The organism is Streptomyces kryoterrae (genome assembly GCF_054072135.1).
Genome location: NZ_CM133358.1, coordinates 7,115,518 through 7,139,029, shown reverse-complemented (window position 1 = coordinate 7,139,029; position 23,512 = coordinate 7,115,518). Strand labels below are relative to the sequence as shown.

Here is a 23,512-nt window from a genome sequence, read left to right as displayed (position 1 = left end):
CCTTAGGCGCCGGGTGTCGTACCAGCTGTCGGAGGCGGGGTCCGGTCCGCGATGCGGTGGTGTTCGTGATCAGCCAATTCGGACAGGGCGGAGGTCCCGCAGGTATCCGCCAGGACTTTCACCTGTTCCAGCTCGGCGAGTGCTTCGGCCTGGCGGCCGGCGGCGGACAGTGCGGTACCGGCGGTCAGCCGGGCCACGGCCTCGTTGAGGGGCATCCGGGCCGCGCGGAACTCGGCAGCGGCCTGGCACGCGGTGGGACCCGCCGCCGGGTTCTGCCGGGCGAGTTGTACCTCGGCGCGGGCCAGGGACGCGAAACCGCGCCAGCCGGGCGGCAGGTCGAGCCCCGCGGCAGCGGCTGCCCGGTCGGCCCACAGCTCGGCAGCTGTCACGTCGCCCAGGGCCAGTTCCGCGACAGCCAGCAGCCGGAACCACATCGGGCGGACCGGGGCTTCGAACCCGAGCAGGTGCGGGCCGCCGCCCGCTTCGAGCACCTTGCTGACACAGCCCTCCGGATCGCCGTTGACCAGCAGCGTCTGGCCGAGCATCCCGACCATCGCCGACCGGTGCGCGCCCGGTGCGGGGCCGGCCGAAGAGAGTGACTCCTCACAGATCTTCAGCGCTCCGGCGAAGTCTCCCCGCCACATCAGGACTGCCGCGCTCACCACCTCGGCCAACGACCGCGGCTCGCCGCTGCCGACCAGTGACGCCGCCTCCAGGGCGTCGTCGGCGTAGGCCGCCGCCTCGTCCAGGCGCCCGAGCCACAGGTAGGCGTAGGCGGAGGCGGCGAAGAGATCGGCGAGCACGAGGCTCTGGCCGGTGCGGCGGGACACTTCCAGGCCTCGGCGGAGATGGCTCAGTGCGGGGTCGTAGCGTCCGTGGAGCATCTCCGTCCAGCCCGTCATGACGAGCATGTCCAACTGGCCGGCCAGTTCCTGATCGTCGGTGTCGTCGAGCACGTCCACCACGGGGTCGAGGTGGTCGGCCGCCCGGGCGTCGCCAGCGAAGGTGTGCGCCAGGGCCAGGAGAGCGCGGACCGCGGTGGTCTGCGGCGGGTCGCCGATACGTGCCGCCGAACGCAACGCGCGTTCGCCCCAATCGATCGCCGTGGAGAAGTCGTTCCTACGAAGCGCCACCACCGCGACGCCCAACTCCAAAGTGGCGGTCTCAGGCCGCAGTTGGCCCTCGTGGTCCGCCAACTCCCGCAGCAGCAGAGCCGTGGCCTCCTCGTACCGGCCGAGCGCCCACTCCATGGTGGCTCGTAGGGCGGTCACCCGGGCCCGTCGGCCCCGGTCCCGCGCGGGCAGGAGGGTGGCGGCCGTACGCAGGATGTCGCGGCTTTCCAGCAGGCGTCCGGCCATGCCCAGCGCATCGGCCTGCTGGAGCCACAGTTCGGGCCGCAGTCGACTCTGCTCGCCGAGCAACCGCAGGGCCTCCTGTGTCCAGTGCGCGGCGGTGGCCGGTGCGATCGTCATCACCTGACGGGCGGCCCGTACGAGTACGTCGACGGCGTGTTCGTCTCCCACGCGCGCCGAACGCTGAACGTGCGACGCCTGGGCGGTCAGCGGCGCGCCGTGCAGAGCCAGGCCGTCCGCGGCCCGGGTGTGCGCCTCGATCCGCCAGCCGGCACCCGCCCCCTGGTACACCGCCGCCCGCACCAGCGGATGGCGGAACCGGAACTGGCGCGTGGAACCGACCTGACGTACGAGGTCCCGCGCCGCGGCCTCGTCCAGGGCGGCAAGGGCCTGCGCCTCACCGGTCTGGGCCACGACTGCCACCATGCCGGCTTCAAAAGAGTCGCCGAGCACCGCGGCCGCCTGTGTACAGACCCTCGCAGTAGCCGACAGACCGCCCAACTCCTCCAGCAGCGCGGCCCGCACCGACTGCGGCAGATCGCCGGCGACAGGTGCCGAGACGGCCGGCACCGCCGGCGGGCTTTCGTTCCCGGCGCTTCGGGCCAGCGCCTCCAGGTAGAACGGGTTGCCGCCGCTGGCCTCGTACAGCCGTTGGAAACGCCGGTGATCCGCCCTGGCACCGCACAGGTCAGCTCCCTCGGCCGGAGACAGCGGACCCAGCTCGACCCTGGCCACTCTTCCCTCCGTTCCCGCCCGGGCCAGCGCCGCGGCCAGTCGCGGCGGGGCCTGCCGGGGACGGTAGGCGAGGGCGAGAAGCAGCGGTGTCCTCGGCGGGTGCCGTACCAGATGGTCGATCAGCTCGGCCGTACCGTCATCCGTCCACTGCAGGTCGTCCAGGCCGAGCACGAGCCCGCCGTCGGCACTCAGCGTCTCCAGCAACGTCCGCACCGCCCGGTGGAACCAGTACCGTTCGACCCTCACCGGCTCCGGCCCGGTCGGGAAACGGTCGCAGAGCGCGGGGAAGACCGTACTCAGCAGCGCGAACGCGCTGGGCGGTGATCCATCAGGCCGGAGCCGGAGGAAGTCCACATTGCCGAGGTGGTCGTCCAAGGCGTCCACGAACGCACCGTACGGGGCCCGGTCGAACTCCACGCTGCGGCCGGCCAAGGACACGAAACCGCGCTGTCTCGCGCGTTCGCCCAGTTCGCCGAGCAGCCGTGTCTTTCCTATACCCGGTTCCCCGACCACCTCGACCACCCCTGGCGCACCGGCCAAGGCATCCTCGAGCGCACCGTCGAGGACCGTCAACTCCGCTGCCCGCCCGATCAGGCGGCTCCCTGCGCGAGGCCGCTGCGGCGTCGGCGGAGTGGTCAGGGCATCACGGTCCCGTGCGGCGGGCACCGGCGGGTGCGTGGGTGACGGGCGGGGCACGAGAGCGGGTGCGGATCCCGGAGCGCGCCCGGCGGCGGGGCCTGCGGCTGGGACGTTCAGCGCGGGATCGGTGGTGAGGATCTGCTGGTGCAGTTGCCGCAGCGGCAGGCCGGGGTCACAGCCGAGTTCTTCCGCCAGCAGCAGCCGGATCCGCTGGTAATGGTCAAGGGCATCGGCCGGGCGGCCGCAGCGGTACAGGGCGAGGATGAACTGCCCTGCCAGTCGTTCGTCCAGGGGGTGTGTCCCGACCCGGGCTGACAAGTCGGCCAACAGTCCGGTGTGGTGACCGCAGCGGAGCCGAGCGTCGGTGTGGTCCAGTTCGGCCGCGAACCGTTCCTGGTCCACGGCGTCGCGGAGGGTGTTGATCCAAGGAGTGTCCAGGCCGGCGAAGGCATCTCCCCGCCAGAGGCCGAGCGCCTGCCCGAACAGGTTCGCGGCCTGTTCGTGGTGCTCGTTCCGCGCGGCCTCACGGGCTTGTGCGGCGACGTCGTGGAATCGGTGCAGATCCACCGCGGTCGCCTCGACGTTGAGGACGTAACCGCCGGATCGCCGAACGATATCCGCCTCTCCGGCGATGGCCAGCGGTTGCCGCAGACGGGAGAGGTAGCCGTAGAGCGTGTTCCGCACCCGCTGCGGAGGACGGTCGGCCCAAACCCGCTCGACCAGTCGGTCCACCGAGACCACCCGGTTGGCATCCACCAGCAGTGCGGCGAGGACGCACCGCTGCCGGGCGGGACCCAGATCGACGATTCGGCCGTCCACCCGCGCCTCGACGCTCCCGAGCAAGCCGAACTCAACGGTCACCGCGCCCCCAGGGTTTCAGGCCCACCCTGGCACAGCGTCTTCGACCAGCCAATTCATTGTTTGCCCAAGAGTCACCGACGGCCGCCCGCGCACCGTGGTCCAGGAAAGGACAGCTCGACACGCGACTTGCCGCTCACCACGGCGAGCCGGCCACGGGTCACACGATGAAGGAGCCACCAGGAGAACGCGGCAACTCACGCACAGATCCGGGGTCGTGCCGACGGCTTCGGCGAGCCGACCGGCGGGACCGGCAGCTCGGGATGCTCGTCCACCGGTTCGGTCGGGGTGCGGGCTGCGGTGTCCGCGATGATCGCCGCGTCACGAGCCCGTCACCGGTACGGGGCTGGGACTGTCGGGGCCGACGACCCGGACGTCTTCCGGGCGACTGCGAGCCACCTGGACCCGGGTACCGGACGGATCGCGTCCATGGTCCTGTCCCCGCCGCGGTCCTCACACCCCTCGGAGATGATCCGCAGCAACGATCCCGAGAAGTACGGCATCGCGCCGGCCCCAGGAACACCCACCCGGGCCCGGACCGTCGGGTCACGGTTTCGACGGGTTGCTCGGTGGGCGGCTCTGAGCAGCGGATTCAGTCCACACGGGTCGAGTTGACGCTCCGCCACCCAAAAAAAGAACGTTTCCGCAGGTCAGACCCTGCGCAGGTGGGGCGGGTGGGACTCGAACCCACGGCCGACGGATTATGAGTCCGCTGCTCTAACCGGCTGAGCTACCGCCCCATTACGGCGCGTCGCGCACATTTGTGCGCGCCGTCTGCCGCAGCATAGCCGCTCATACGATCTCCTGCTTCGGATGGTCGACTTCGCATGACCATGAGGACCTCGACGCGACTCGAGCGGTTCCCCCGGGCATGAAAAAGGACCCCAACGGGGCCCTCGTTCAAGCGCTCTCCCGACTGGACTCGAACCAGTAACCTGCCGGTTAACAGCCGGCTGCTCTGCCAATTGAGCTACGGAAGATCGAAGCTCCCCCGACTGGACTCGAACCAGTAACCTGCCGGTTAACAGCCGGCTGCTCTGCCAATTGAGCTACAGGGGATTGCCTCGTTGCATCGATCGTGACTCCCTGGGTATTCGCCAGGGGGCGTGCGGTCGCTGCGACACATACATTAGCGCAAGCAGGGGGGTGCTCCGCCAATCGGTTCCGCGTGGCCCGTACGCGGCACCCCTCGTTCGCCAACCGTCGTCCGCCCGCCCTCTCACTCACCATTCGACACTCGTCAAGGAAAGGTGGCCGTCATGCGCTACCGGCTCACGTTCGTCGCCGGACTGGCCCTGGGTTACGTGCTGGGCACACGGGCAGGGCGCGAGCGTTACGAGCAGTTGAAGAAGTCCGCCCGCCGGATCTCGCAGAACCCCGCCGTCCGCAACACCGCCGAGTCGGCCGCGCTGCAGGGCCGGGAGTTCGCCGGTAAAGCGTTCCACACCGTGAGCGAGAAGGTCGGGGACCGGGTGCCCGACTCCGTGGCCGGCCGGGTGCGCTCCCTGCGTGAGCGCAACGCCACAGGAAGTGGCGAGGACGACTGGGGCACCAGTAACACCTGAGCGTGGGGGTGTCGGCATGGACACATCTGCGGCACCCGCACGCCCCTGGTCACCGACAACGCACTGGTCACCGGCAACGGAGGGCCGACCCGGCGCGTTCACCTCTCCGCGTACGGCAGAATTTTCGCCATGGGGATAGTCGCCGGGTTGGACAGTTCGCCCGATTTCACTCGTATCGTCGTCTGCGACGCGGACACGGGGTCCGTGCTGCGGCAGGGCTATGCGCCGCATCCGATGGAAGGCGTCGAGGGCGGGGGCGGCGGGCGGCCCTCCGATGTCGATCCGCAGGCCTGGCTGCTCTCCCTCGGTGAGGCGGCCGGCGGCGGGCTGCTCGAGGGCGTGCAGGCCATCGGGGTGTCCGCGCAGCAGAACGCGCTCGTGCCGGTCGACGCGCAGGGCAACACCGTGCGGCAGGCGATGGTCGGCGGGGACAAGCGGGCGCAGGTCGCCGCGGCCGATCTGATCGACGCGCTCGGCGGGCGTGAGGCGTGGGCGCAGGCCGTGGGGTGTGTGCCGCAGGCCGGGCAGCCGGTGACCAAGCTGCGGTGGCTGGCGCGGAACGAGCCGGAGGCGGCGCAGCGCACGGCCGTGCTGATGCAGGCGCACGACTGGCTGGTGTGGCAGCTCCTTGGGCGGCCGGTGCGCCGGACCACCGACCGGGGCGGGGCTTCGGGGACCGGGTACTGGTCCGCCGCCATGGGGGCCTACCGCGGTGATCTCGTCGAACTCGCGCTCGGGCGTCAGGCGATGCTGCCCGAGGTGCTCGGCCCGTCCGATGCCGCCGGTACGACGCCCGAGGGGCTGCTCATCTCCGCCGGGACCGGGGAGACCATGGCCGCCGCGTTCGGGCTCGGGCTGGGGCTCGGTGATGTCGTGGTGTCGCTCGGGGCCTCCGGGTCCGTGATGGCCGTACACCCCGAGGCGCTCTTCGACTCGACCGGGATGATCACCTCGCTGGCCGACGCGACCGGGCTGCATCTGCCCGTCGTCACGACGCTGAACGCCGTGCGGACGCTGCGGGGGACGGCTGAGCTGCTGGGGCTCGGGGATCTGGAGAGTCTGTCCGATCTTGCGATGAAGTCGACCCCGGGCGCGCACGGGCTGGTCATGCTGCCCTATCTGGAGGGTGAGCGGACGCCCAATCTGCCGCACACCGCCGGGACGCTCGCCGGACTGCGGCGGGAGTCCATGAAGGCCGAGCATCTGGCGCGGGCCGCCTTCGAGGGGATGCTGTGCGGGCTCGCCGACGCGCTGGACGTGCTGCGGGGGCGGGGAGTCGACGTACAGCGCGTCTTCCTGCTCGGTTCCGCCGCCGAGCTGCCCGCCGTACAGGCCGCGGCGCCGTCGCTGTTCGGGGCGCAGGTCGTCGTACCGCAGCCCGCCGACTACGCGGCCATCGGGGCCGCGCGGCAGGCCGCCTGGGCGCTCGGGGTCTCGCAGGGCACGCTCGACCCGCGTACTCCGCCGGCCTGGCAGGGTGCCGCCGCGCAGGTGCTGGAGCCCGGTGAGGAGTTGGCGGTGGGGCAGGCGGTGCGGCAGCAGTACGTGTCCGTGCGGGAGCAGACCCATCCCGGGGCATTTCGTGGCTGATGCGTGGTCGAGGGGCTCGGGTCGGCCGTCGCACCGGCGGTTCTTGGTCCGCTGTTGGATTAATCGGTTGAAGTAACACGGGTGGAGTGTCGGACGATGGGTGCGTGGGGCACTCCCCATCGTCCGTCACGGACAAACCGCCGACTCCGAGAGATTCAGCGTGCTCATACAACTTCTGCGCACTTATCTGAAGCCCTACAAGAAACCCATCGGCCTGCTCGTGCTGCTCCAGCTCCTGCAGACCTGCGCCACCCTCTATCTGCCCACGCTCAACGCGGACATCATCGACAAGGGTGTGGTGAAGGGCGACACCGGCTACATCCTGCTCTCCGGTGCCGTGATGATCGGTATCTCGCTGGTGCAGGTCTTCTGCAACATCGGTGCCGTGTACTACGGCGCCCGTACGGCGTCGGCGCTCGGCCGGGACGTGCGCGCCGCCGTCTTCGACCGCGTGCAGTCCTTCTCGGCGCGCGAGGTCGGGCAGTTCGGGGCGCCCTCGCTGATCACCCGCACGACCAATGACGTCCAGCAGGTGCAGATGCTCGCGCTGATGACGTTCACACTGATGGTGTCGGCGCCGATCATGTGCGTGGGCGGCATCGTACTCGCGCTGGGCCTGGATGTGCCGCTGTCGGGCGTGCTGATCGCCGTCGTGCCGGTGCTGGGCATCTGCGTGACGTTGATCGTGCGGCGGCTGCGGCCGCTGTTCCGGACGATGCAGGTACGGCTCGACACCGTCAACCGGGTGCTGCGCGAGCAGATCACCGGCAACCGGGTCATCCGCGCCTTCGTGCGGGACGAGTACGAGAAGGACCGCTTCGGGAAGGCGAACCACAGTCTGACCGAGGTGTCGCTGGGGACCGGGCGGCTGCTCGCGATGATGTTCCCGATCGTGATGACCGTCGTCAACGTGTCGTCGATCGCGGTCGTGTGGTTCGGTGCGCATCGCATCGACAGCGGCGGGATGGAGATCGGCGCGCTGACCGCGTTCCTCGCCTATCTGATGCAGATCGTGATGTCCGTGATGATGGCCACCTTCATGTTCATGATGGTGCCGCGCGCGGAGGTGTGCGCCGAGCGCATCGAGGAGGTCCTCGGTACGTCGTCGAGTGTGGTGCCCCCGACCAACCCGGTCGTCGAGCTGCGGCGGCACGGGCATCTGGAGATCCGGGGGGCGGGCTTCCGCTATCCGGGCGCCGAGGAGCCGGTGCTGAAGGCCGTCGACCTGGTGGCGCGGCCCGGTGAGGTGACCGCGGTGATCGGGTCCACGGGCAGTGGGAAGTCGACGCTGCTGGGGCTCGTACCGCGGCTGTTCGACGCGACCGACGGGGAGGTGCTCGTCGACGGCGTGGACGTGGCCACCGTGGAGCCGAAGCTGCTGGCCAGGACGGTGGGGCTGGTGCCGCAGAAGCCGTATCTGTTCGCGGGGACCGTGGCGAGCAATCTGCGCTACGGCAATCCGGACGCCACGGACGAGGAGTTGTGGCGTGCGCTGGAGGTGGCGCAGGGCAAGGGGTTCGTCGAGCGGCTGGAGGGCGGGCTCGACGCGCCGATCGCGCAGGGCGGTACGAATGTGTCGGGCGGCCAGCGGCAGCGGCTCGCGATCGCGCGGACGCTCGTGCAGCGGCCCGAGATCTACCTGTTCGACGACTCCTTCTCCGCGCTCGACTACGCCACGGACGCGGCCCTGCGGAAGGCGCTCGCGCGCGAGACCGCCGAGGCGACCGTCGTGATCGTCGCCCAGCGGGTGTCCACGATCAGGGACGCCGACCGGATCATCGTCCTCGACGAGGGGCGGGTCGTCGGCACCGGCAGCCACCACGAACTGATGGCGGACAACCAGACCTATCGGGAGATCGTGCTCTCCCAGCTCACGGAAGCGGAGGCTGCCTGATGGCCGGGCCCATGGGGCGCATGATGGCCGGAGGCGGCCCCGACCAGCACTCGCTGGACTTCAAGGAGTCCGGCAAACGGCTCCTCTCCCAGTTCAGGCCCGAACGGGCCACGATGTTCGTCATGCTGTGCGCGGTGTTCGTGAGCGTGGGCCTGTCGGTGGTGGGCCCGAAGATCCTGGGGCGGGCGACCGACCTGGTCTTCTCCGGCATCATCGGACGTCAGTTCGAGAGCGGCGCTTCGAAGGCCGAGGTCCTCGCCGCCATGCGCAGGCAGGGTCGCGACGGCATGGCGGACATGCTCTCCGGTACCGACTTCACACCGGGCAAGGGCATCGACTTCGACGCGGTCGGTGAGGTGCTGGGGCTCGCCCTGGTGGTGTTCGTGTTCGCCGGGATGCTGATGCTGGTCGCCACGCGGCTGGTGAACCGGGCGGTCAACCGGACCGTGTACCGGATGCGCGAGGACCTGCAGGCGAAGCTGTCGCGGCTGCCGCTGTCGTACTTCGACAAGCGGCAGCGCGGTGAGGTGCTCAGCCGCGCGACGAACGACATCGACAACATCGGGCAGACGCTCCAGCAGTCGATGGGGCAGCTCATCAACTCGCTGCTGACGATCATCGGCGTGCTGGCGATGATGTTCTGGGTGTCCTGGCTGCTGGCGCTGGTCGCGCTGGTGACCGTACCGCTGTCGTTCTTCATCGCCACGCGCGTCGGCAAGCGGTCGCAGCCGCACTTCGTGCAGCAGTGGCGGACCACCGGCAAGCTGAACGCCCACATCGAGGAGATGTACACCGGGCACAACCTCGTGAAGGTGTTCGGGCGGCAGGACGAGTCGGCGCAGCAGTTCGCCGAGCAGAACGACGCGCTGTACGAGGCCGGGTTCAAGGCCCAGTTCAACAGCGGCATCATGCAGCCGCTGATGATGTTCGTGTCGAACATCAACTACGTGCTGGTGGCCGTGGTGGGCGGGCTGCGGGTCGCTTCGGGCGCGCTGTCGATCGGTGACGTGCAGGCCTTCATCCAGTACTCGCGCCAGTTCTCGATGCCGCTGACGCAGGTCGCGTCGATGGCCAACCTGGTGCAGTCGGGTGTGGCCTCGGCCGAGCGGATCTTCGAACTGCTGGACGCGGAGGAGCAGCAGGCCGATCCGGTGCCGGCGCTGCGGCCCGAGGAACTGCGCGGGCTGGTCGCGCTGGAGCACGTGTCGTTCCGGTACGAGCCGGAGAAGCCGCTGATCGAGGACCTGTCGCTGGCGGTGGAGCCCGGGCACACGGTCGCGATCGTCGGGCCCACCGGGGCGGGGAAGACCACTCTGGTCAATCTGCTGATGCGGTTCTACGAGGTTTCCGGCGGGCGGATCACCCTCGACGGGGTCGATATCGCTTCCATGTCCCGGGACGAACTCCGGGCCGGGATAGGGATGGTGCTCCAGGACACCTGGCTGTTCGGCGGGACCATCGCGGAGAACATCGCGTACGGGGCCGCGGGTGAGCGTGAGGTGACGCGCGGGGAGATCGAGGAGGCGGCGCGGGCCGCACACGCGGACCGTTTCATCCGTACGTTGCCGGACGGGTACGACACCGTGATCGACGACGAGGGGACGGGGGTGAGCGCGGGTGAGAAGCAGCTCATCACGATCGCGCGGGCGTTCCTGTCCGATCCGGTGATCCTGGTGCTGGACGAGGCGACGAGTTCCGTGGACACGCGGACGGAGGTGCTCATCCAGAAGGCGATGGCCAAACTGGCGCACGGGCGGACGTCGTTCGTGATCGCGCACCGGCTGTCGACGATTCGGGACGCGGACACGATCCTGGTGATGGAGAACGGGGCGATCGTGGAACAGGGGGCGCACGAGGAGCTGTTGGAGGCGGACGGGGCCTACGCGCGGTTGTACAAGGCGCAGTTCGCGGAGGCGGTTGCCGAGGTGGATTAGCGCCGGTGGCCGGTGAGGTGGGGCTGGGGTGGGTTTTTTTCTCGCCCCCGCCGCCCCTACCCGTCCCATCCTCGTCCTGGGGGCTGCCGCCCCCAGACCCCCGCTTCGGCCCTGAAGGGGCCTCGTCCTCAAACGCCGGACGGGCTGGATGGTGCCCCCGGCCGGGGTTTGAGGAACTGGGCGTCAGTCCAAGTAGCCCCGCAGCTGGTCCGCGAAGGCGTGGTCCCTCAGTTTGTTCAGGGTCTTGGATTCGATCTGGCGGATGCGCTCACGGGTGACGCCGAAGATCCGGCCGATCTCCTCCAGCGTGCGCGGCCTTCCGTCCGCCAGCCCGTAACGCAGCTGGACGACCTTCCGCTCCCGCTCCCCCAGCGTCGACAGGACCGCCTCCAGGTGTTCCCGCAGCAGCAGGAACGCCGCCGACTCGACCGGCGACGCGGCGTCCCCGTCCTCGATGAGGTCACCGAGCGCCACATCGTCCTCCTCGCCCACCGGCGCGTGCAGGGACACCGGTTCCTGGGCCAGGCGCAGCACCTCACTGACGCGCTCGGGCAGGAGGTCCAGGTGGGCGGCGACCTCCTCGGGGGTCGGCTCGTAGCCGCGTTCCTGGAGCATCCGGCGCTGGACGCGGACGACCCGGTTGATCAGCTCGACCACGTGTACGGGCACGCGGATCGTCCGGGCCTGGTCGGCGAGGGCGCGGGACATGGCCTGGCGGATCCACCAGGTCGCGTACGTCGAGAACTTGTAGCCGCGTGCGTAGTCGAACTTCTCGACGGCACGGATCAGGCCAAGGTTCCCCTCCTGGACGAGGTCAAGCATCGTCAGGCCGCGGCCGACGTACCGTTTCGCCACCGACACCACCAGGCGCAGGTTCGCCTCGATCAGGCGGCGCTTGGCCATCCGGCCCATGACGACCAGCTTGTCCAGGTCGAGGGCCAACTGGCTGTCCAGGTCGGAGGCGAGACGCAGTTTCTCCTCGGCGAACAGGCCGGCCTCGACCCGGCGGGCGAGTTCGACCTCCTCGACGGCGGTGAGCAGCGGGATACGGCCGATCTCGCGGAGATACTGGCGGAACAGGTCGGAGGACGGGCCGCTGGTGTCGGCGCGGGCGGGGGCCCGGGCGCGGAGCCGTTCGGCGGGCTCGATGGGCTCGATGGCCTCAATGGGTTCGAGCGGCTCGATCGGCTCGATCGGTTCCGCCGTCTCCACCGCGTCCGCCGGGGGTTCGTCCGGTTCGGGCCGGCTGTCGGGCTCGGCCGTCTCCGGGTGGTGCGCGGCGCGGCTCTGCGGCGGCACGGCCGCGATGACCTCGGCGACGTCCGCGGTGCCGGTCTCGGCGCCGGGCTTCGTCGCGGCGGTACTGCTGTCGGTCTGGGCGAGGGTCTGGGTCTGCACGGGGGCGACCTCCAGGATGATCGCTGCTGAGGCGTACGGCAGCGGTACTCGGGGGGCGGAGTGGGCGGCCTTTCCGCTGTCCGTCCCGTACGCGTTGACCGGAATCGCGGGGGTGTCGGACCCGTCGGGGACGGGCCGGCCGCGCTCCGAGGACTCAGGCACCGGAACCCAGTGTGGAGTACGACACATCGCCGCCACGAGGGGCGTGCGACGACTTTCTGGGTTCGGTCCGTGACCACGTGGTTACCGTCGCGGCGAACTCGGGTGCCCGTTCGGGGTCCGACCTGGCACGATCGGCGCGTGTCCGGTTCCCTTCGCGCGACTCACGTGTACGAAACGCATATCACTGTCCGCTGCGAAACCTCCGCCGAGACGGAACGGCTGGACCGCTGGGCGACGGCGACCGGTCTCGAGCTGACGCACATCGTCCTCGCCCGTGGCCGGATGCCGGCCCGGCCGATGCTCACCCTCACGGGTCGCGGCGCGTCGTACGCCGCCGAATCGGCCCGCGCGCGGGAAGTCGTGGCGCTGCTGCGGACGGACGGCTTCGAACCGGTGCGCGTCAAGACCGAGTCGTCGCCGTGGACCCCGAGGTGCCGCGTGAACCAGGCGCGGACGAGCGGTACTTCGAGCACCACGTGAAGCTGCGGCTGCCCATGGACGCGGATCTCGACGCCCTGGCCGCGCGGGTCGTCCCGTACGGCGCGCATCTGTCGTGGAACGCCCGCCAGTTGGCGCGAGCCGGCCGGTGGACCGAGCGGTTCGTGACGCAGCGGTGTCGGGGCGTGGACGCGGCGGGGGGCGGGACGGGCCCTGGACCGGCTGCTGGCGGTGCTGCGGGGTCACGAAGGGATCGGGCACGAAGTGATCGATGTGGAGCGGGAGTTCGTGGACCGGTTGGTGCGGGCGGTGACGCCGGCGTTCGAGGGGCGGTGACTCCGGGGCCTGCTCAGAGCGCTGCCGCGCCTCGCTCCCGCAGGGCCTGGTCGTACTGCTGGAGTACCCACAGTTCGTTCTGTACGGCGGCCAGTTCGGCCGGGTCGCCGTGGTTGGCCAGGCGGGTGTGGGTGACCTGGACCTCCTGGATGCGGCGTTCCACCGCTCTGCGGCGGACCATGACCAACTGGTCGCTCGCGTACACGTCGTCGACCGTCTTGCGCATGATCGCCTCGACCGCCAGCTCCGTCACCATGGCGCGGACCGTGTTGTCCGGGGCCACCTCGCGGACACGGACCAGGTACTCCTGGGGATCCTGGGCGCCGTACTCCACACCGCCCACTTCCATGATCGCCTGGCGTACGGCCGCGTAGGGGGCGGCGGTGAACTCGTCGAGGCCGTAGGCGTCGAAGGCCGGGGAGACCAGGTCGGGGCGCTGGAGGGCGAGTTTGAGGAGCTCGCGTTCGGTGGCGTAGACCGGGTTGCGGAGGTTCAGGGCGGGGCCGGAGGGGCCGCCGGGCCGGGACGAGGTCGTCTCGTACGGCTGCGACTGGCGCTGTTGGCCGGTCGGGGCTGGGCCCTTGCCGCCGCGGTCCCGGGCCCAACGGGCCAGCTGGGCAACCCTTTTGACGACGAACTGGGTGTCCAGGATGCCGAGCATGCCGGCGAGCTGGACCGCGACCTCGTGCTGTGCGCCGCTGTTCTTGATGCGGGCCACGATCGGGGCCGCCTCGTCCAGCGCCGCCGCGCGGCCCGCCGGGGTCTCCAGGTCGTAGCGGACGGCGATCTGGCGCAGGGCGAACTCGAAGAGCGGGGTACGGGGTTCGGCGAGGTCGACGACGGCCTGGTCGCCCTTCGCCAGGCGCAGGTCGCAGGGGTCCATACCGTCGGGCGCGATCGCGATGTAGGTCTCGGCGGCGAATTTCTGGTCGTCCTCGAAGGCGCGCAGCGCGGCCTTCTGGCCGGCCGCGTCGCCGTCGAAGGTGAAGATCACGCGGGCCGAGCCGTTGTCCATCAGCAGCCGACGGAGGATCTTGATGTGGTCGGTGCCGAAGGCGGTGCCGCAGGTCGCGATCGCCGTCGTCACCCCGGCCAGGTGGCAGGCCATGACGTCCGTGTAGCCCTCGACGACGACCGCGCGGCTCGCCTTCGCGATGTCCTTCTTGGCGAGGTCGATGCCGTACAGGACCTGGGATTTCCGGTAGATCGCCGTGTCGGGGGTGTTGAGGTACTTGGGGCCGTTGTCCTCGTCGTACAGCTTGCGCGCGCCGAAGCCGACGACCTCGCCGCCGATGTCGCGGATCGGCCACATCAGGCGGCCCCGGAAGCGGTCGATGGGGCCGCGGCGGCCTTCCTGGGAGATGCCGGACAGCAGGAGTTCCTTGTCCGAGAAGCCCTTGCCGCGGAGGTAGCGGGTGAGGTGGTCCCAGCCCTGGGGGCTGTAGCCGACGGAGAAGTGTTCGGCGGCCGACTGGTCGAAGCCGCGTTCCGCGAGGAACTTGCGGCCCGCGTCCGCCTCGGAGCTGGTGGCCAGCTGCTCCACGTACCACTGTGCGGCGATCTTGTGGGCCTCGACCAGGCGGATGCGCTCGCCGCGCTGGCCCGCGGGGTTGTAGCCGCCCTCCTCGTACCGCAGGGTGATGCCGGCCTGGGCGGCCAGGCGCTCGACCACCTCGGAGAAGGAGAGGTGGTCGACCTTCATCACGAACGTGATGGTGTCGCCGCCCTCCTGGCAGCCGAAGCAGTGGAACAGTCCCTTGCTCGGGCTGACCTGGAAGGACGGTGACTTCTCGTCGTGGAAGGGGCACAGGCCCTTGAGGTTGCCGCCGCCCGCGTTGCGCAGCTGGAGGTACTCGGACACGACGGCGTCGATCGGGACCGCGTCCCGAACCGCCTTCACGTCCTCTTCGTTGATCCTTCCGGCCACGCAGTGAGTCTACGGGGGCGGGCCGACAGTGCCGTGACAGTCGCGGGCGGTATCGCGGCTACGGGACGAGGCTGTCCAGTGGTACGTGCGGGTCGGCCAGGGCCTCCGTGTCCACCTGGGACCGGGAGCGGATGAGCTGCTGGACGGTCTCTGTGACGTCCCACACGTTCACGTTCATCCCGGCCAGCACCCGGCCCTCCTTCACCCAGAAGGCGATGAACTCGCGCTTGCCGGCGTCTCCCCGGATCACCACCTGGTCGTACGAGCCCGGGGGCGCCCAGCCCGAGTACTCCATGCCCATGTCGTACTGGTCGGAGAAGAAATAGGGGACTCGGTCGTACGTCGATTCGCGGCCCAGCATCGCGCGGGCCGCCGCCGGGCCACCGTTGAGGGCGTTGGCCCAGTGCTCGACGCGCAGCCTGGTGTCGAACAGGGCGTGGTGGAAGGCGGCCACGTCACCGGCCGCGTAGATGTCGGGGTCGGAGGTGCGCAGGCGTTCGTCGACCGCGATGCCGCCGCCGTACGCGCGGTCGGCGAGGGTCAGGCCGGCCGCCTCCGCCAGTGCCGTGCGCGGTGCGGCCCCGATGGCCGCGAGGACGTCGTGGGCCGGGTGCTCCTCGCCGTCGTCCGTGCGGGCCGCGAGGACCATGCCGTCCTGCCCGACGATCTCCGTCAGACGGGCGCCGAAGTGGAACCGGACGCCGTGCTCGCGGTGCAGCTCGGCGAAGAGGTTGCCCAGCTCGGGGCCGAGCACCGAGTGCAGCGGGGTCGCCTCCGGCTCGACGACGGTCACCTCGGCGCCGTACTCACGCGCCGCCGCGGCGACCTCCAGGCCGATCCAGCCGGCGCCGGCGATCACGAGGTGGCCGTTGTCCCGGCCCAGGGCGGCCAGGACGCCCTTGAGGCGCTCGGCGTGCGCGAGGCGGCGCAGATGGTGGACGCCGGCCAGGCCCGTCCCTGGGATGTCGAGGCGGCGCGGCTCGGCGCCGGTGGCGATGAGCAGTTTGTCGTAGTGGACAAGGGTGCCGTCGTCGCCGAACCGGACCGTCTTCGCCGTACGGTCGATGGCGTCGACGGTCTGGCCGAGGTGGAGTTCGATGTCGTTGCGCGCGTACCAGGCCGGCTCGTGGACGAAGACGCTGTCGCGTTCCTCTTTACCGAGGAGGTAGCCCTTGGAGAGCGGGGGCCGCTCGTACGGGTGGTCGCGTTCGTCGCAGATCAGTATCACGCGGCCGGTGAAGCCCTCCGTCCGGAGCGTCTCGGCCGCCTTGGCCCCGGCCAGTCCGCCTCCGACGATGACGAATGTCTGATCCGCGTCGACCACTTCATGCCTCCTCGTAATACGGATGCCGCGTGTTGTTCGTGCCGCGTGTTGCTCGTGCCTCGTGTACGAATGCCCCCTGGGGAGCGTCCCGCACGGAGTGTGATGGGGGAAGAGGGTGTGGCCCGATCAGGCCACACAGGGTCACATTTATGTCATATGCGGTTCATATGGGGCGGCATATGGGCCACATACGGGCCATATGCGGGTCATATGCGGGTCATATACGGCCCTTCAGGTGCGCGTGCAGCGAACGCGCCGACGCGTCGGTGAGGGACGCGATCTGGTCGACGATCACCCGCTTGCGCGCGCGGTCGTCGGTCGCCTCGTCGAACAGCGCGCGGAACTGTGGGTCCAGGCCGTCCGGGGCGCGGGCGGTGAGTGCCTCGGCGAGTTCGGCGACGACGACGCGCTGGTCGGCGCGGATCAGTTCCTGTTCGGCGCGCTGCATCACGTACCGGTCGGCGACGGCCTTGAGGACCGCGCACTCCAGCCGCGCCGCGCGCGGGACGACCAGTTCCGCCGTGTACCGCGTGAGCCGGCCCTTGCCGTACGCCGCGCGCGTGGCGCCCTCGGCGGCAAGGCAGAAGCGGCCGATGAGCTGGCTGGTGGCGTCCTTCAGCCGGGCCTGGGCGATGGCCGTACCGTCGTAGCCGTGCGGCCACCACTCCTGGTCGAGGAGGCGGTCGAGGGCCTCGGCGAGTTCGGCGGGGTCGGTGTCCGCGGCCACATAGCGGCCGGTGGCGACCCGGAAGATCTCCTGGCGCTCGGGCTCGGCGTGCAGGCAGTTGGGGTCGATGTGACCGGCGTGCAGGCCGTCCTCGACGTCGTGCACCGAGTACGCCACGTCGTCCGCCCAGTCCATGACCTGGGCCTCGAAGGTCGTCCGGGTCCCGGGGGCACCCTGGCGGACCCAGTCGAAGACCGGCCGGTCGTCGTCGTAGACGCCGAACTTCGGGGAGGCCGGGTCGGTGGGGTGCGCGCCGCGCGGCCAGGGGTACTTGGTGGCGGCGTCGAGGGTGGCCCGGGTGAGGTTGAGGCCCACACTGACGAGGTCGCCGGTGGTTCCGGATCCGCCGGTGGTCTCAAGACGTTCGCTGCGCACGAAACGCTTCGGTTCGATCCGGGTGAGGAGCCGGAGGGACTGGGCGTTGCCCTCGAAGCCGCCGCAGTCCGCCGCGAACTCGTTGAGCGCCTGTTCGCCGTTGTGCCCGAAGGGCGGGTGGCCCAGGTCGTGCGAGAGACAGGCCGCCTCGACGAGGTCGGGGTCGCAGCCGAGGGCGGCGCCCAGTTCGCGGCCGACCTGGGCGCATTCCAGGGAGTGCGTGAGGCGGGTGCGGGGGCTGGCGTCCCAGACCTGGCTGCGGGTGCCTGGCGTGACCACTTGGGTCTTGCCGGCCAGCCGTCGTAGCGCGGAGGAGTGCAGCACGCGGGCGCGGTCGCGCTGGAAGGCGGTGCGGCCTGGGCGTTTGTCGGGTTCGGCGGCCCAGCGGGCGACTGCCGTCGGGGCGTAGGCGGTCAGGGTGTTGTCGGTGGGGGTGGTGTCGTTTTCGGGGGGTTGGGGGGTGGGGGTCGTGTTGGTGCGTGTGCCTTCCATGGTTCGACAGTAAGGGCAGGTACTGACAATTTGGGCGTGTGTGTTTCGCCTGCGCGTCTGCCGGGGCTGTTTCGTCGGCGGGGGCGGGTCCGTTGTGGCTTGCCGCGCCCACGCTGCGGAGCCGCAGATCGATACAGCCCCGCGCCCCTACATGGCCGGTGCCAGTTCCCGGGTCAGGGTTGTTGCGGGGGCCGCGACGGTCTCGTCGTAGCGGTGGAGGATCAGGTGGGCCATGGACGGGTGGGCGCCCAGGGGGGCCGCGGCGATCCAGGGGGCGGCGTCGGCGCACTCCGTGGCGAAGCGGCCCGGAGCGGTGAAGTACGAGGCCACGGCGACCCGGTGGCGGCCACGGGCGGCCAGGGCGCGTACGGCTTCGGGGACGGTCGGCGCGGCGGTGGTGGCGTACGCCGGTACGACGGGCACGCCCAGGCGTTCGGCGAGGAGCTGGGCGGTGCGGCGGGTGTCGACGTCCGAGTCGGGGTCCCGGGAACCCGCGGCGGCGAGGACGACCGCGCTCGACCGGCGCTGCTCGTCGGTCATCCGGGTGCGCCAGCCGGCCTCGACGAGGCGGGCGTACAGGGTCTCCACGAGCAGGGGGTGTGGGCCGAGCGGGGCGGCCACGCGCGTGCGTGCCGATGCCGCCGCGGCCATCTCCGGGATGTCCTGCTTGACGTGGTAGCCGCGACTGAGCAGCAGTGGTACGAGGACGGCCTCGGCGGTGCCGAGTCCGGCGAGCGTGTCCGGGAGCAGGGGCGCGTTCAGCTCGATGTGCCCCAGGTGGACGGGCAGGCCGGGGCGCAGTTCGCGGACGCGTTCGGCGAGCGCGCCGACGGTGCTCAGGGCACGTGGGTCGCGGCTGCCGTGGCCCACGAGGACGAGTGCGGGCGGGGCGGAGCGACGGCTGCCGTCGAGCGAGATGAGGCTGAGCTGGCTGCCGAGCTGGCTGGTGATCCGGTCCATGATGTGCGCCGTACTGTCGAGGTGGGCGCCTCCGGGCGGCCGGGGGCTCTGCGGGCTCTGCGAGGACTGCGAGGACTGCGTGGACTCGTCGTACGGAGTGGGCGACGGCGTCATGTACCGATCGTGACGGTACGAGGTTGCCACGCCGTTGCGCCCTGGTCACGGGTCTTTTCCGGGGTATCACGGTGGGAGCAAGGGATGTGTGAGCTTGCCTGACCTGCGGTTTCCTGAGAACGAGTGAAGCTGGTCACGTCGGGGGCGGTGAACCGGGGCGGTGTCGGGGGCGTCTTCCTTGATCGAAGGCCACCGTGGGCCGCCGAAAGCCACCTGGGAGGGACCCGTCCGATGAGCAGTCCGAAGGCGCGTGGATCGCGGGCGTCTTTGGCGTCTTTGCGTTCGCGGGTGCGTCTGCCTCGTACGCGGGCCGGGCAGCGGCGGGCCGTGCAGGTCGTGATGTCGCTGTGCGTGCTGGCCTTGCTGCCGGCCACGTGGATGTTCGTCGCCACCGGCGACCGGCTCCGCGATCTCTCGGACGCGCCGCGTACCGATGTCGCCGTCGTCTTCGGTGCGGGGCTGTGGGGCGGGGAGCCGTCTCCGTACCTCGCGCACCGGCTGGACGCGGCGGCGAAACTGTACCGGGCGGGGCGGGTCAGGGTGGTGCTCGTCACCGGGGACAACAGCCGCGAGGACTATGACGAGCCGGATGCGATGCGGGCGTATCTGACGCGGCACGGGGTCCCGGACGGGCGGATCGTGAGTGACTACGCCGGGTTCGACACGTGGGACTCGTGTGTCCGGGCGAAGAAGATATTCGGGGTCGACCGGGCGGTGCTGATCAGCCAGGGTTTCCATATTCGTCGTGCTGTCGCGTTGTGCGAGGCGGCGGGGGTGGAGTCGTACGGGGTCGGGGTCGAGGCCAAGCATGATGTGACGTGGTACTACGGCGGGGCGCGGGAGATCTTCGCGGCGGGCAAGGCCGCGATGGACGCGGTGTTCAAGCCTGATCCGCGGTTTCTGGGGCCGGTGGAGGTGGGTGTTCAGCGGGCGTTGGGCGGGTGAGCGTGAGGGTTTCTCGCCCCCGCCGCCCTTACCCGTCCCGTCCTCGGGGGCGCTGCCCCCTGACCCCCGCTCCTCAATCTCCCCCAGAGGGGGCCCCAAGGGGCTGGATGATGCCGGCCGGGCTTGACCTTCCAGCCCGTCCGGCGATTGAGGACGAGCGCGTTCAGCGCGAAGAGGGGTCTGGGGGCGCAGCCCCCAGGGACAGGACAGGACAGGACGGGACGGGTAAGGGCGGCGGGGGCGAAGAACCTCACCGGCCGCACCGGGCCCCCGGGAGGTCCCCGTGCCTGGTGTGTAACGGGGGGCGTTCCGGGGTGTAACACCGGCGCCGCACGCTGGGCGGTATGGACACCTCCGTGACGCCCACGCACTGCCCGTACTGCGCCCTGCAGTGCGGTATGAACCTCACACCGGCGGCAGGCGGCGGCGTCACGATCACCGAGCGCGTCGACTTCCCGGTCAACCGAGGCGCCCTGTGCGGCAAGGGCCGCACCGCGCCGGCCCTGCTGTCACCGGCGCTACGGCTCACCGAGCCGCTCGTCCGGCGTGACGGGGTCCTCGTACCCGCCTCCTGGGAGGAGGCGCTTGACCGGGTCGCCGAAGGACTGACCCGCACGCGTACGGAGCATGGCCCGGACGCGTGCGGTGTCTTCGGCGGGGGTGGGCTGACGAACGAGAAGGCCTACGCGCTGGGGAAGTTCGCACGGGTCGTCCTCGGGACCTCGCAGATCGACTACAACGGGCGATTCTGTATGTCGTCCGCCGCCGCTGCCGGGAACAAGGCCTTCGGGATCGACCGAGGGCTGCCCTTCCCGATGGAGGACATCCCCAAGACCGGGTGCGTCATCCTCGTCGGCTCCAACCTCGCCGAGACCATGCCGCCCGCCCTCCGCTATCTCACCGAACTCCGGGAGAACGGGGGGACGTTGATCGTCATCGATCCACGTCGGACCCGTACCGCCGAGCAGGCCGATCTGCATCTCGCGCCGCGTCCCGGCACCGATCTCGCCCTCGCCCTCGGCCTGTTGCACCTGGTCGTGTCCCAGGGGCGCACCGACGAGGCGTACATCGAGGAGCGGACGAGCGGCTGGGAGGAGACCCGGGCGGCGGCGATGGCCCACTGGCCGGAGTACGTGGAGCGGATCACCGGGGTGCCCGTGCCCCAACTCCGTGAGGCCGTCCGGATGTTCTGCGCGCCGGCCAACGCGATGGTGCTGACCGCGCGTGGACCCGAGCAGCAGTCCAAGGGAACGGACACGGTGAGCGCGTGGATCAACCTGTGCCTGGCGACCGGGCGTTCGGGGCGGCCGTACTCCGGATACGGGTGTCTGACCGGGCAGGGAAACGGGCAGGGCGGGCGTGAACACGGCCAGAAGGCCGACCAGTTGCCGGGCTACCGCAAGCTGACCGACCCGGAGGCTCGGCGCCATGTGGCCGGTGTGTGGGGAGTCGACCCGGACTCGCTGCCCGGGCCCGGGCTGAGCGCGTACGAACTCCTCGACGCGCTCGGCTCCGACATCCACTCCCTCCTACTCATGGGGTCCAACCCGGTGGTGTCCGCACCCCGGGCCGCACACATCCAACAGCGCCTGGAATCCCTGGACTTCCTCGCCGTCGCGGATGTCGTGCTGTCCGAGACGGCCGCGCTCGCCGATGTCGTGCTGCCGGTGACCCAGTGGGCGGAGGAGACCGGTACGACCACCAATCTGGAGGGCCGGGTGCTCCTGCGCCGGCAGGCCGTCGCTCCGCCGGACGGGGTCCGCAGCGACCTTTACGTTCTGCATCAACTCGCCGCGCGCGCAGGGGTGGAGAAGGGGTTCCCGGTCGACCCCGAGGAGGTTTTCGAGGAGTTGCGCCGGGCCAGTGCGGGCGGGATCGCCGACTACTCGGGGATCACCTACCGACGGCTCGCCGAGGAGAACGGCGTCTTCTGGCCCTGCCCGGCGCAGGACGACCAGTCGGACGAGCAGCAGCACGAGCACGACGACCAGTCGCGGGCAGCGCCGCATCCCGGTTCGCCCCGCCTGTTCCTCGACCGGTTCGCGACCGAGGACGGGCGGGCCCGGTTCGCGCCGGTGGCGTACCGGCCGATCGCCGAGGAACCTGACGCCGAGTACCCGGTGCTGTTGACCACCGGGCGGGTCGTGGCCCAGTACCAGTCAGGGGCCCAGACGCGGCGGGTCGACGAGCTCAACGCCGCCGCGCCCGGACCGTTCGTGGAGCTGCATCCCCGGCTGGCCGCACGACTGGGCGCCGGGGAGGGGGACGCCATCGCCGTCGTGTCCCGGCGCGGGCGGGCGGTGGCGCCGGCGCGGATCACCACTTCGATCCGCCCCGACACCGTCTTCATGCCCTTCCACTGGCCGGGCGAGGGGCGGGCCAACACACTGACCAATCCGGCCCTCGACCCGACCTCGCGGATGCCGGAGTTCAAGGCGTGCGCGGTACGGCTGGAGACCGTACGCCCTTGAGGGGCAGGTGAGTTGGGGTACGCAGTACTACCAGGTGACCGGGAGGGTGCGTACGCCGTGGACCGCGCGGCCCTCGTGCGCGTTCACCTCGGCCGGGGCCGTCAGTCGTAGGCCGGGCAGGCGGCGGAACAGGGTGGGCAGGGCGATCTGGAGTTCGGCGCGGGCGAGGGACTGACCGAGGCAGTTGTGCAGGCCGTGACTGAACGTCAGGTGGTGCTGGGTCTCCCGGGTGATGTCAAAGGTGTCCGGGTCGGCGAAGGCGCTTGGGTCGCGGTTGGCGGCCTGGAGCGCGATCACGACGCCTTCCCCGGCCCGTACGGTGACGCCGCCGATCTCCACGTCCTGCGTGGCGATGCGCCGCATCCCGACGTGAACGACCGTGAGATAGCGCAGGAGTTCCTCGACCGCTCCCGGCACCAGCTCCGGACGCGCTTGCAGCGCGGCCAGTTGGGCGGGGTGGGACAGCAGGGTCACCACGCCGAGCGACAGCATGCTCGCCGTCGTCTCGTGCCCGGCGATGAGCAGCATCACGGCAAGTCCGGCGGCTTCGGCGGGAGTTGCCTCCCCGGTGGCGACGCGTTCGGCGGCGAGCCTGCTCAACAGGTCGTCGCCGGGGTCGGCGGTCTTGGCGGCGAGCAGCTCCATGAGGTACCCGAAGAGGGCTCCCCAGCCCGCCCGCATCGCCTCGGGCCCGTCGGTCACCGTGGCGAACGCGGCGGCGTGCCGATGGATGAACTCCCGTTCCGCGTACGGCACTCCGAGGAGTTCGCAGACGACGAGCAGCGGCAGCGGCAGGGTGAAGTGCTCCACCAGATCGATGTCGGGCCCCTTGGCCACCAGATCGTCGATGAGCCGGTCGGTCAACTGCTGGATGGACGGGCGCAGTTCCTCGGCCCGGCGAAAGGTGAAGTCGGGGATCAGCATCCGGCGCAGCCGGGTGTGGTCGGGCGCGTCCATGGCGAAGAGCTGACCGGGGGTGGGGGGTGGCGGGGTCGGCTGGAGACCGGGGAACCCCTCCCGGTGGTTCTCGGCGCTGAAGCGGGCGTCCGCCAGGACGGCACGGGCGTCCTCGTGCCGGGTGACCAGCCAGGGGGTGTTGCCGCCCCAGAGCGCGACACGACTGATCCGACCCTGCTCACGCAGCAGGGTGAGCTCGGCGGGCGGGTCGAGCAGGGTGGTGCGCCGCATGGGCAGTGGGGGGAACGGGGTCTCGGACATGGTTGGTGTCTCCGCGTGGTGGGGGGGCGGGGCATGGTCGATGCCAAGACTCGGCCAA

14 protein-coding genes and 3 tRNA genes are annotated in these 23,512 nt (G+C 70.6%); 7 read left to right on the top strand and 10 right to left on the bottom strand.

The features are described from left to right. Positions 1 to 2 precede the first annotated feature (2 nt). The 4 genes from ACW4TU_RS31765 to ACW4TU_RS31750 all read right to left on the bottom strand — a co-directional run bounded on the left by ACW4TU_RS31765 (position 3) and on the right by ACW4TU_RS31750 (position 4,643). Positions 3 to 3,587, bottom strand: coding sequence for an ATP-binding protein (locus ACW4TU_RS31765; protein ID WP_457418726.1), 3,585 nt, complete (start codon positions 3,585 to 3,587; stop codon positions 3 to 5). A 663-nt stretch (positions 3,588 to 4,250) separates the two neighbouring features. Next, positions 4,251 to 4,324 (bottom strand) — tRNA-Ile (locus ACW4TU_RS31760). A gap of 167 nt (positions 4,325 to 4,491) precedes the next feature. Beyond that, a tRNA-Asn gene (locus ACW4TU_RS31755) sits at positions 4,492 to 4,564 on the bottom strand. Positions 4,565 to 4,570: 6 nt separating this feature from the next. Then, positions 4,571 to 4,643: transfer RNA gene (locus tag ACW4TU_RS31750), tRNA-Asn, on the bottom strand. Positions 4,644 to 4,843: 200 nt separating this feature from the next. Between ACW4TU_RS31750 and ACW4TU_RS31745 the strand changes: the two genes are divergently transcribed. From ACW4TU_RS31745 to ACW4TU_RS31730, 4 genes are all read left to right on the top strand, one after another. After that, positions 4,844 to 5,149 (top strand): YtxH domain-containing protein, encoded by a 306-nt coding sequence (locus tag ACW4TU_RS31745; protein WP_457418724.1) that lies wholly within the window; start codon positions 4,844 to 4,846, stop codon positions 5,147 to 5,149. A gap of 129 nt (positions 5,150 to 5,278) precedes the next feature. Then, a complete protein-coding gene (locus ACW4TU_RS31740) occupies positions 5,279 to 6,739 on the top strand; it encodes an FGGY family carbohydrate kinase (RefSeq protein ID WP_457418722.1) in 1,461 nt (486 codons plus the stop codon). Between the two features lie 160 nt (positions 6,740 to 6,899). Beyond that, the gene (locus tag ACW4TU_RS31735; protein ID WP_457418720.1) at positions 6,900 to 8,633 is read left to right on the top strand and encodes an ABC transporter ATP-binding protein; all 1,734 of its coding nucleotides are present in this window, start codon (positions 6,900 to 6,902) and stop codon (positions 8,631 to 8,633) included. After that, positions 8,633 to 10,567, top strand: coding sequence for an ABC transporter ATP-binding protein (locus tag ACW4TU_RS31730; protein ID WP_457418718.1), 1,935 nt, complete (start codon positions 8,633 to 8,635; stop codon positions 10,565 to 10,567). The genes ACW4TU_RS31735 and ACW4TU_RS31730 overlap by 1 nt, the downstream gene beginning before the upstream one ends. Positions 10,568 to 10,750: 183 nt before the next feature. Here ACW4TU_RS31730 and ACW4TU_RS31725 read toward each other — a convergent pair whose 3' ends face one another. After that, on the bottom strand, positions 10,751 to 12,127 hold the full coding sequence (locus ACW4TU_RS31725; RefSeq protein WP_457418716.1) for an RNA polymerase sigma factor: 1,377 nt from the start codon (positions 12,125 to 12,127) through the stop codon (positions 10,751 to 10,753). 165 nt (positions 12,128 to 12,292) lie between these two features. Here ACW4TU_RS31725 and ACW4TU_RS31720 point away from each other — a divergent pair, with 165 nt between their 5' ends. After that, complete coding sequence (locus ACW4TU_RS31720; protein WP_457418714.1) at positions 12,293 to 12,607, top strand: hypothetical protein; 315 nt, start codon at positions 12,293 to 12,295, stop codon at positions 12,605 to 12,607. Between the two features lie 307 nt (positions 12,608 to 12,914). Here the strand turns inward: ACW4TU_RS31720 and dnaG are convergent, their stop codons facing one another. The 4 genes from dnaG to ACW4TU_RS31700 all read right to left on the bottom strand — a co-directional run bounded on the left by dnaG (position 12,915) and on the right by ACW4TU_RS31700 (position 18,820). Further along, on the bottom strand, positions 12,915 to 14,828 hold the full coding sequence (gene dnaG, locus ACW4TU_RS31715; protein ID WP_457418712.1) for a DNA primase: 1,914 nt from the start codon (positions 14,826 to 14,828) through the stop codon (positions 12,915 to 12,917). A 58-nt stretch (positions 14,829 to 14,886) separates the two neighbouring features. Beyond that, positions 14,887 to 16,152, bottom strand: a complete 1,266-nt coding sequence (locus ACW4TU_RS31710; RefSeq protein ID WP_457418710.1) for an NAD(P)/FAD-dependent oxidoreductase — start codon at positions 16,150 to 16,152, stop codon at positions 14,887 to 14,889. A gap of 217 nt (positions 16,153 to 16,369) precedes the next feature. Continuing rightward, entirely contained in the window at positions 16,370 to 17,746 is a 1,377-nt protein-coding gene (locus ACW4TU_RS31705; RefSeq protein ID WP_457418708.1) for a deoxyguanosinetriphosphate triphosphohydrolase, read from the bottom strand. Between the two features lie 147 nt (positions 17,747 to 17,893). Continuing rightward, on the bottom strand, positions 17,894 to 18,820 hold the full coding sequence (locus ACW4TU_RS31700; protein WP_457418706.1) for a sirohydrochlorin chelatase: 927 nt from the start codon (positions 18,818 to 18,820) through the stop codon (positions 17,894 to 17,896). A gap of 231 nt (positions 18,821 to 19,051) precedes the next feature. Here ACW4TU_RS31700 and ACW4TU_RS31695 point away from each other — a divergent pair, with 231 nt between their 5' ends. Next, on the top strand, positions 19,052 to 19,765 hold the full coding sequence (locus ACW4TU_RS31695) for a SanA/YdcF family protein (protein ID WP_457418704.1): 714 nt from the start codon (positions 19,052 to 19,054) through the stop codon (positions 19,763 to 19,765). A 344-nt stretch (positions 19,766 to 20,109) separates the two neighbouring features. Beyond that, a complete protein-coding gene (locus ACW4TU_RS31690) occupies positions 20,110 to 22,236 on the top strand; it encodes a molybdopterin oxidoreductase family protein (protein WP_457418702.1) in 2,127 nt (708 codons plus the stop codon). Between the two features lie 27 nt (positions 22,237 to 22,263). Here ACW4TU_RS31690 and ACW4TU_RS31685 read toward each other — a convergent pair whose 3' ends face one another. Next, positions 22,264 to 23,454, bottom strand: coding sequence for a cytochrome P450 (locus ACW4TU_RS31685; RefSeq protein ID WP_457418700.1), 1,191 nt, complete (start codon positions 23,452 to 23,454; stop codon positions 22,264 to 22,266). Positions 23,455 to 23,512: the final 58 nt, after the last annotated feature.

Coding starts and splice junctions, on each gene's coding strand:
- ACW4TU_RS31745 (WP_457418724.1), top strand. CDS start 4,844: ATGCGCTACCGGCTCACGTTCGTCGCCGGACTGGCCCTGGGTTACGTG.
- ACW4TU_RS31740 (WP_457418722.1), top strand. CDS start 5,279: ATGGGGATAGTCGCCGGGTTGGACAGTTCGCCCGATTTCACTCGTATC.
- ACW4TU_RS31730 (WP_457418718.1), top strand. CDS start 8,633: ATGGCCGGGCCCATGGGGCGCATGATGGCCGGAGGCGGCCCCGACCAG.
- ACW4TU_RS31705 (WP_457418708.1), bottom strand. CDS start 17,746: ATGGAAGGCACACGCACCAACACGACCCCCACCCCCCAACCCCCCGAA.
- ACW4TU_RS31700 (WP_457418706.1), bottom strand. CDS start 18,820: ATGACGCCGTCGCCCACTCCGTACGACGAGTCCACGCAGTCCTCGCAG.
- ACW4TU_RS31695 (WP_457418704.1), top strand. CDS start 19,052: ATGAGCAGTCCGAAGGCGCGTGGATCGCGGGCGTCTTTGGCGTCTTTG.
- ACW4TU_RS31690 (WP_457418702.1), top strand. CDS start 20,110: ATGGACACCTCCGTGACGCCCACGCACTGCCCGTACTGCGCCCTGCAG.
- ACW4TU_RS31685 (WP_457418700.1), bottom strand. CDS start 23,454: ATGTCCGAGACCCCGTTCCCCCCACTGCCCATGCGGCGCACCACCCTG.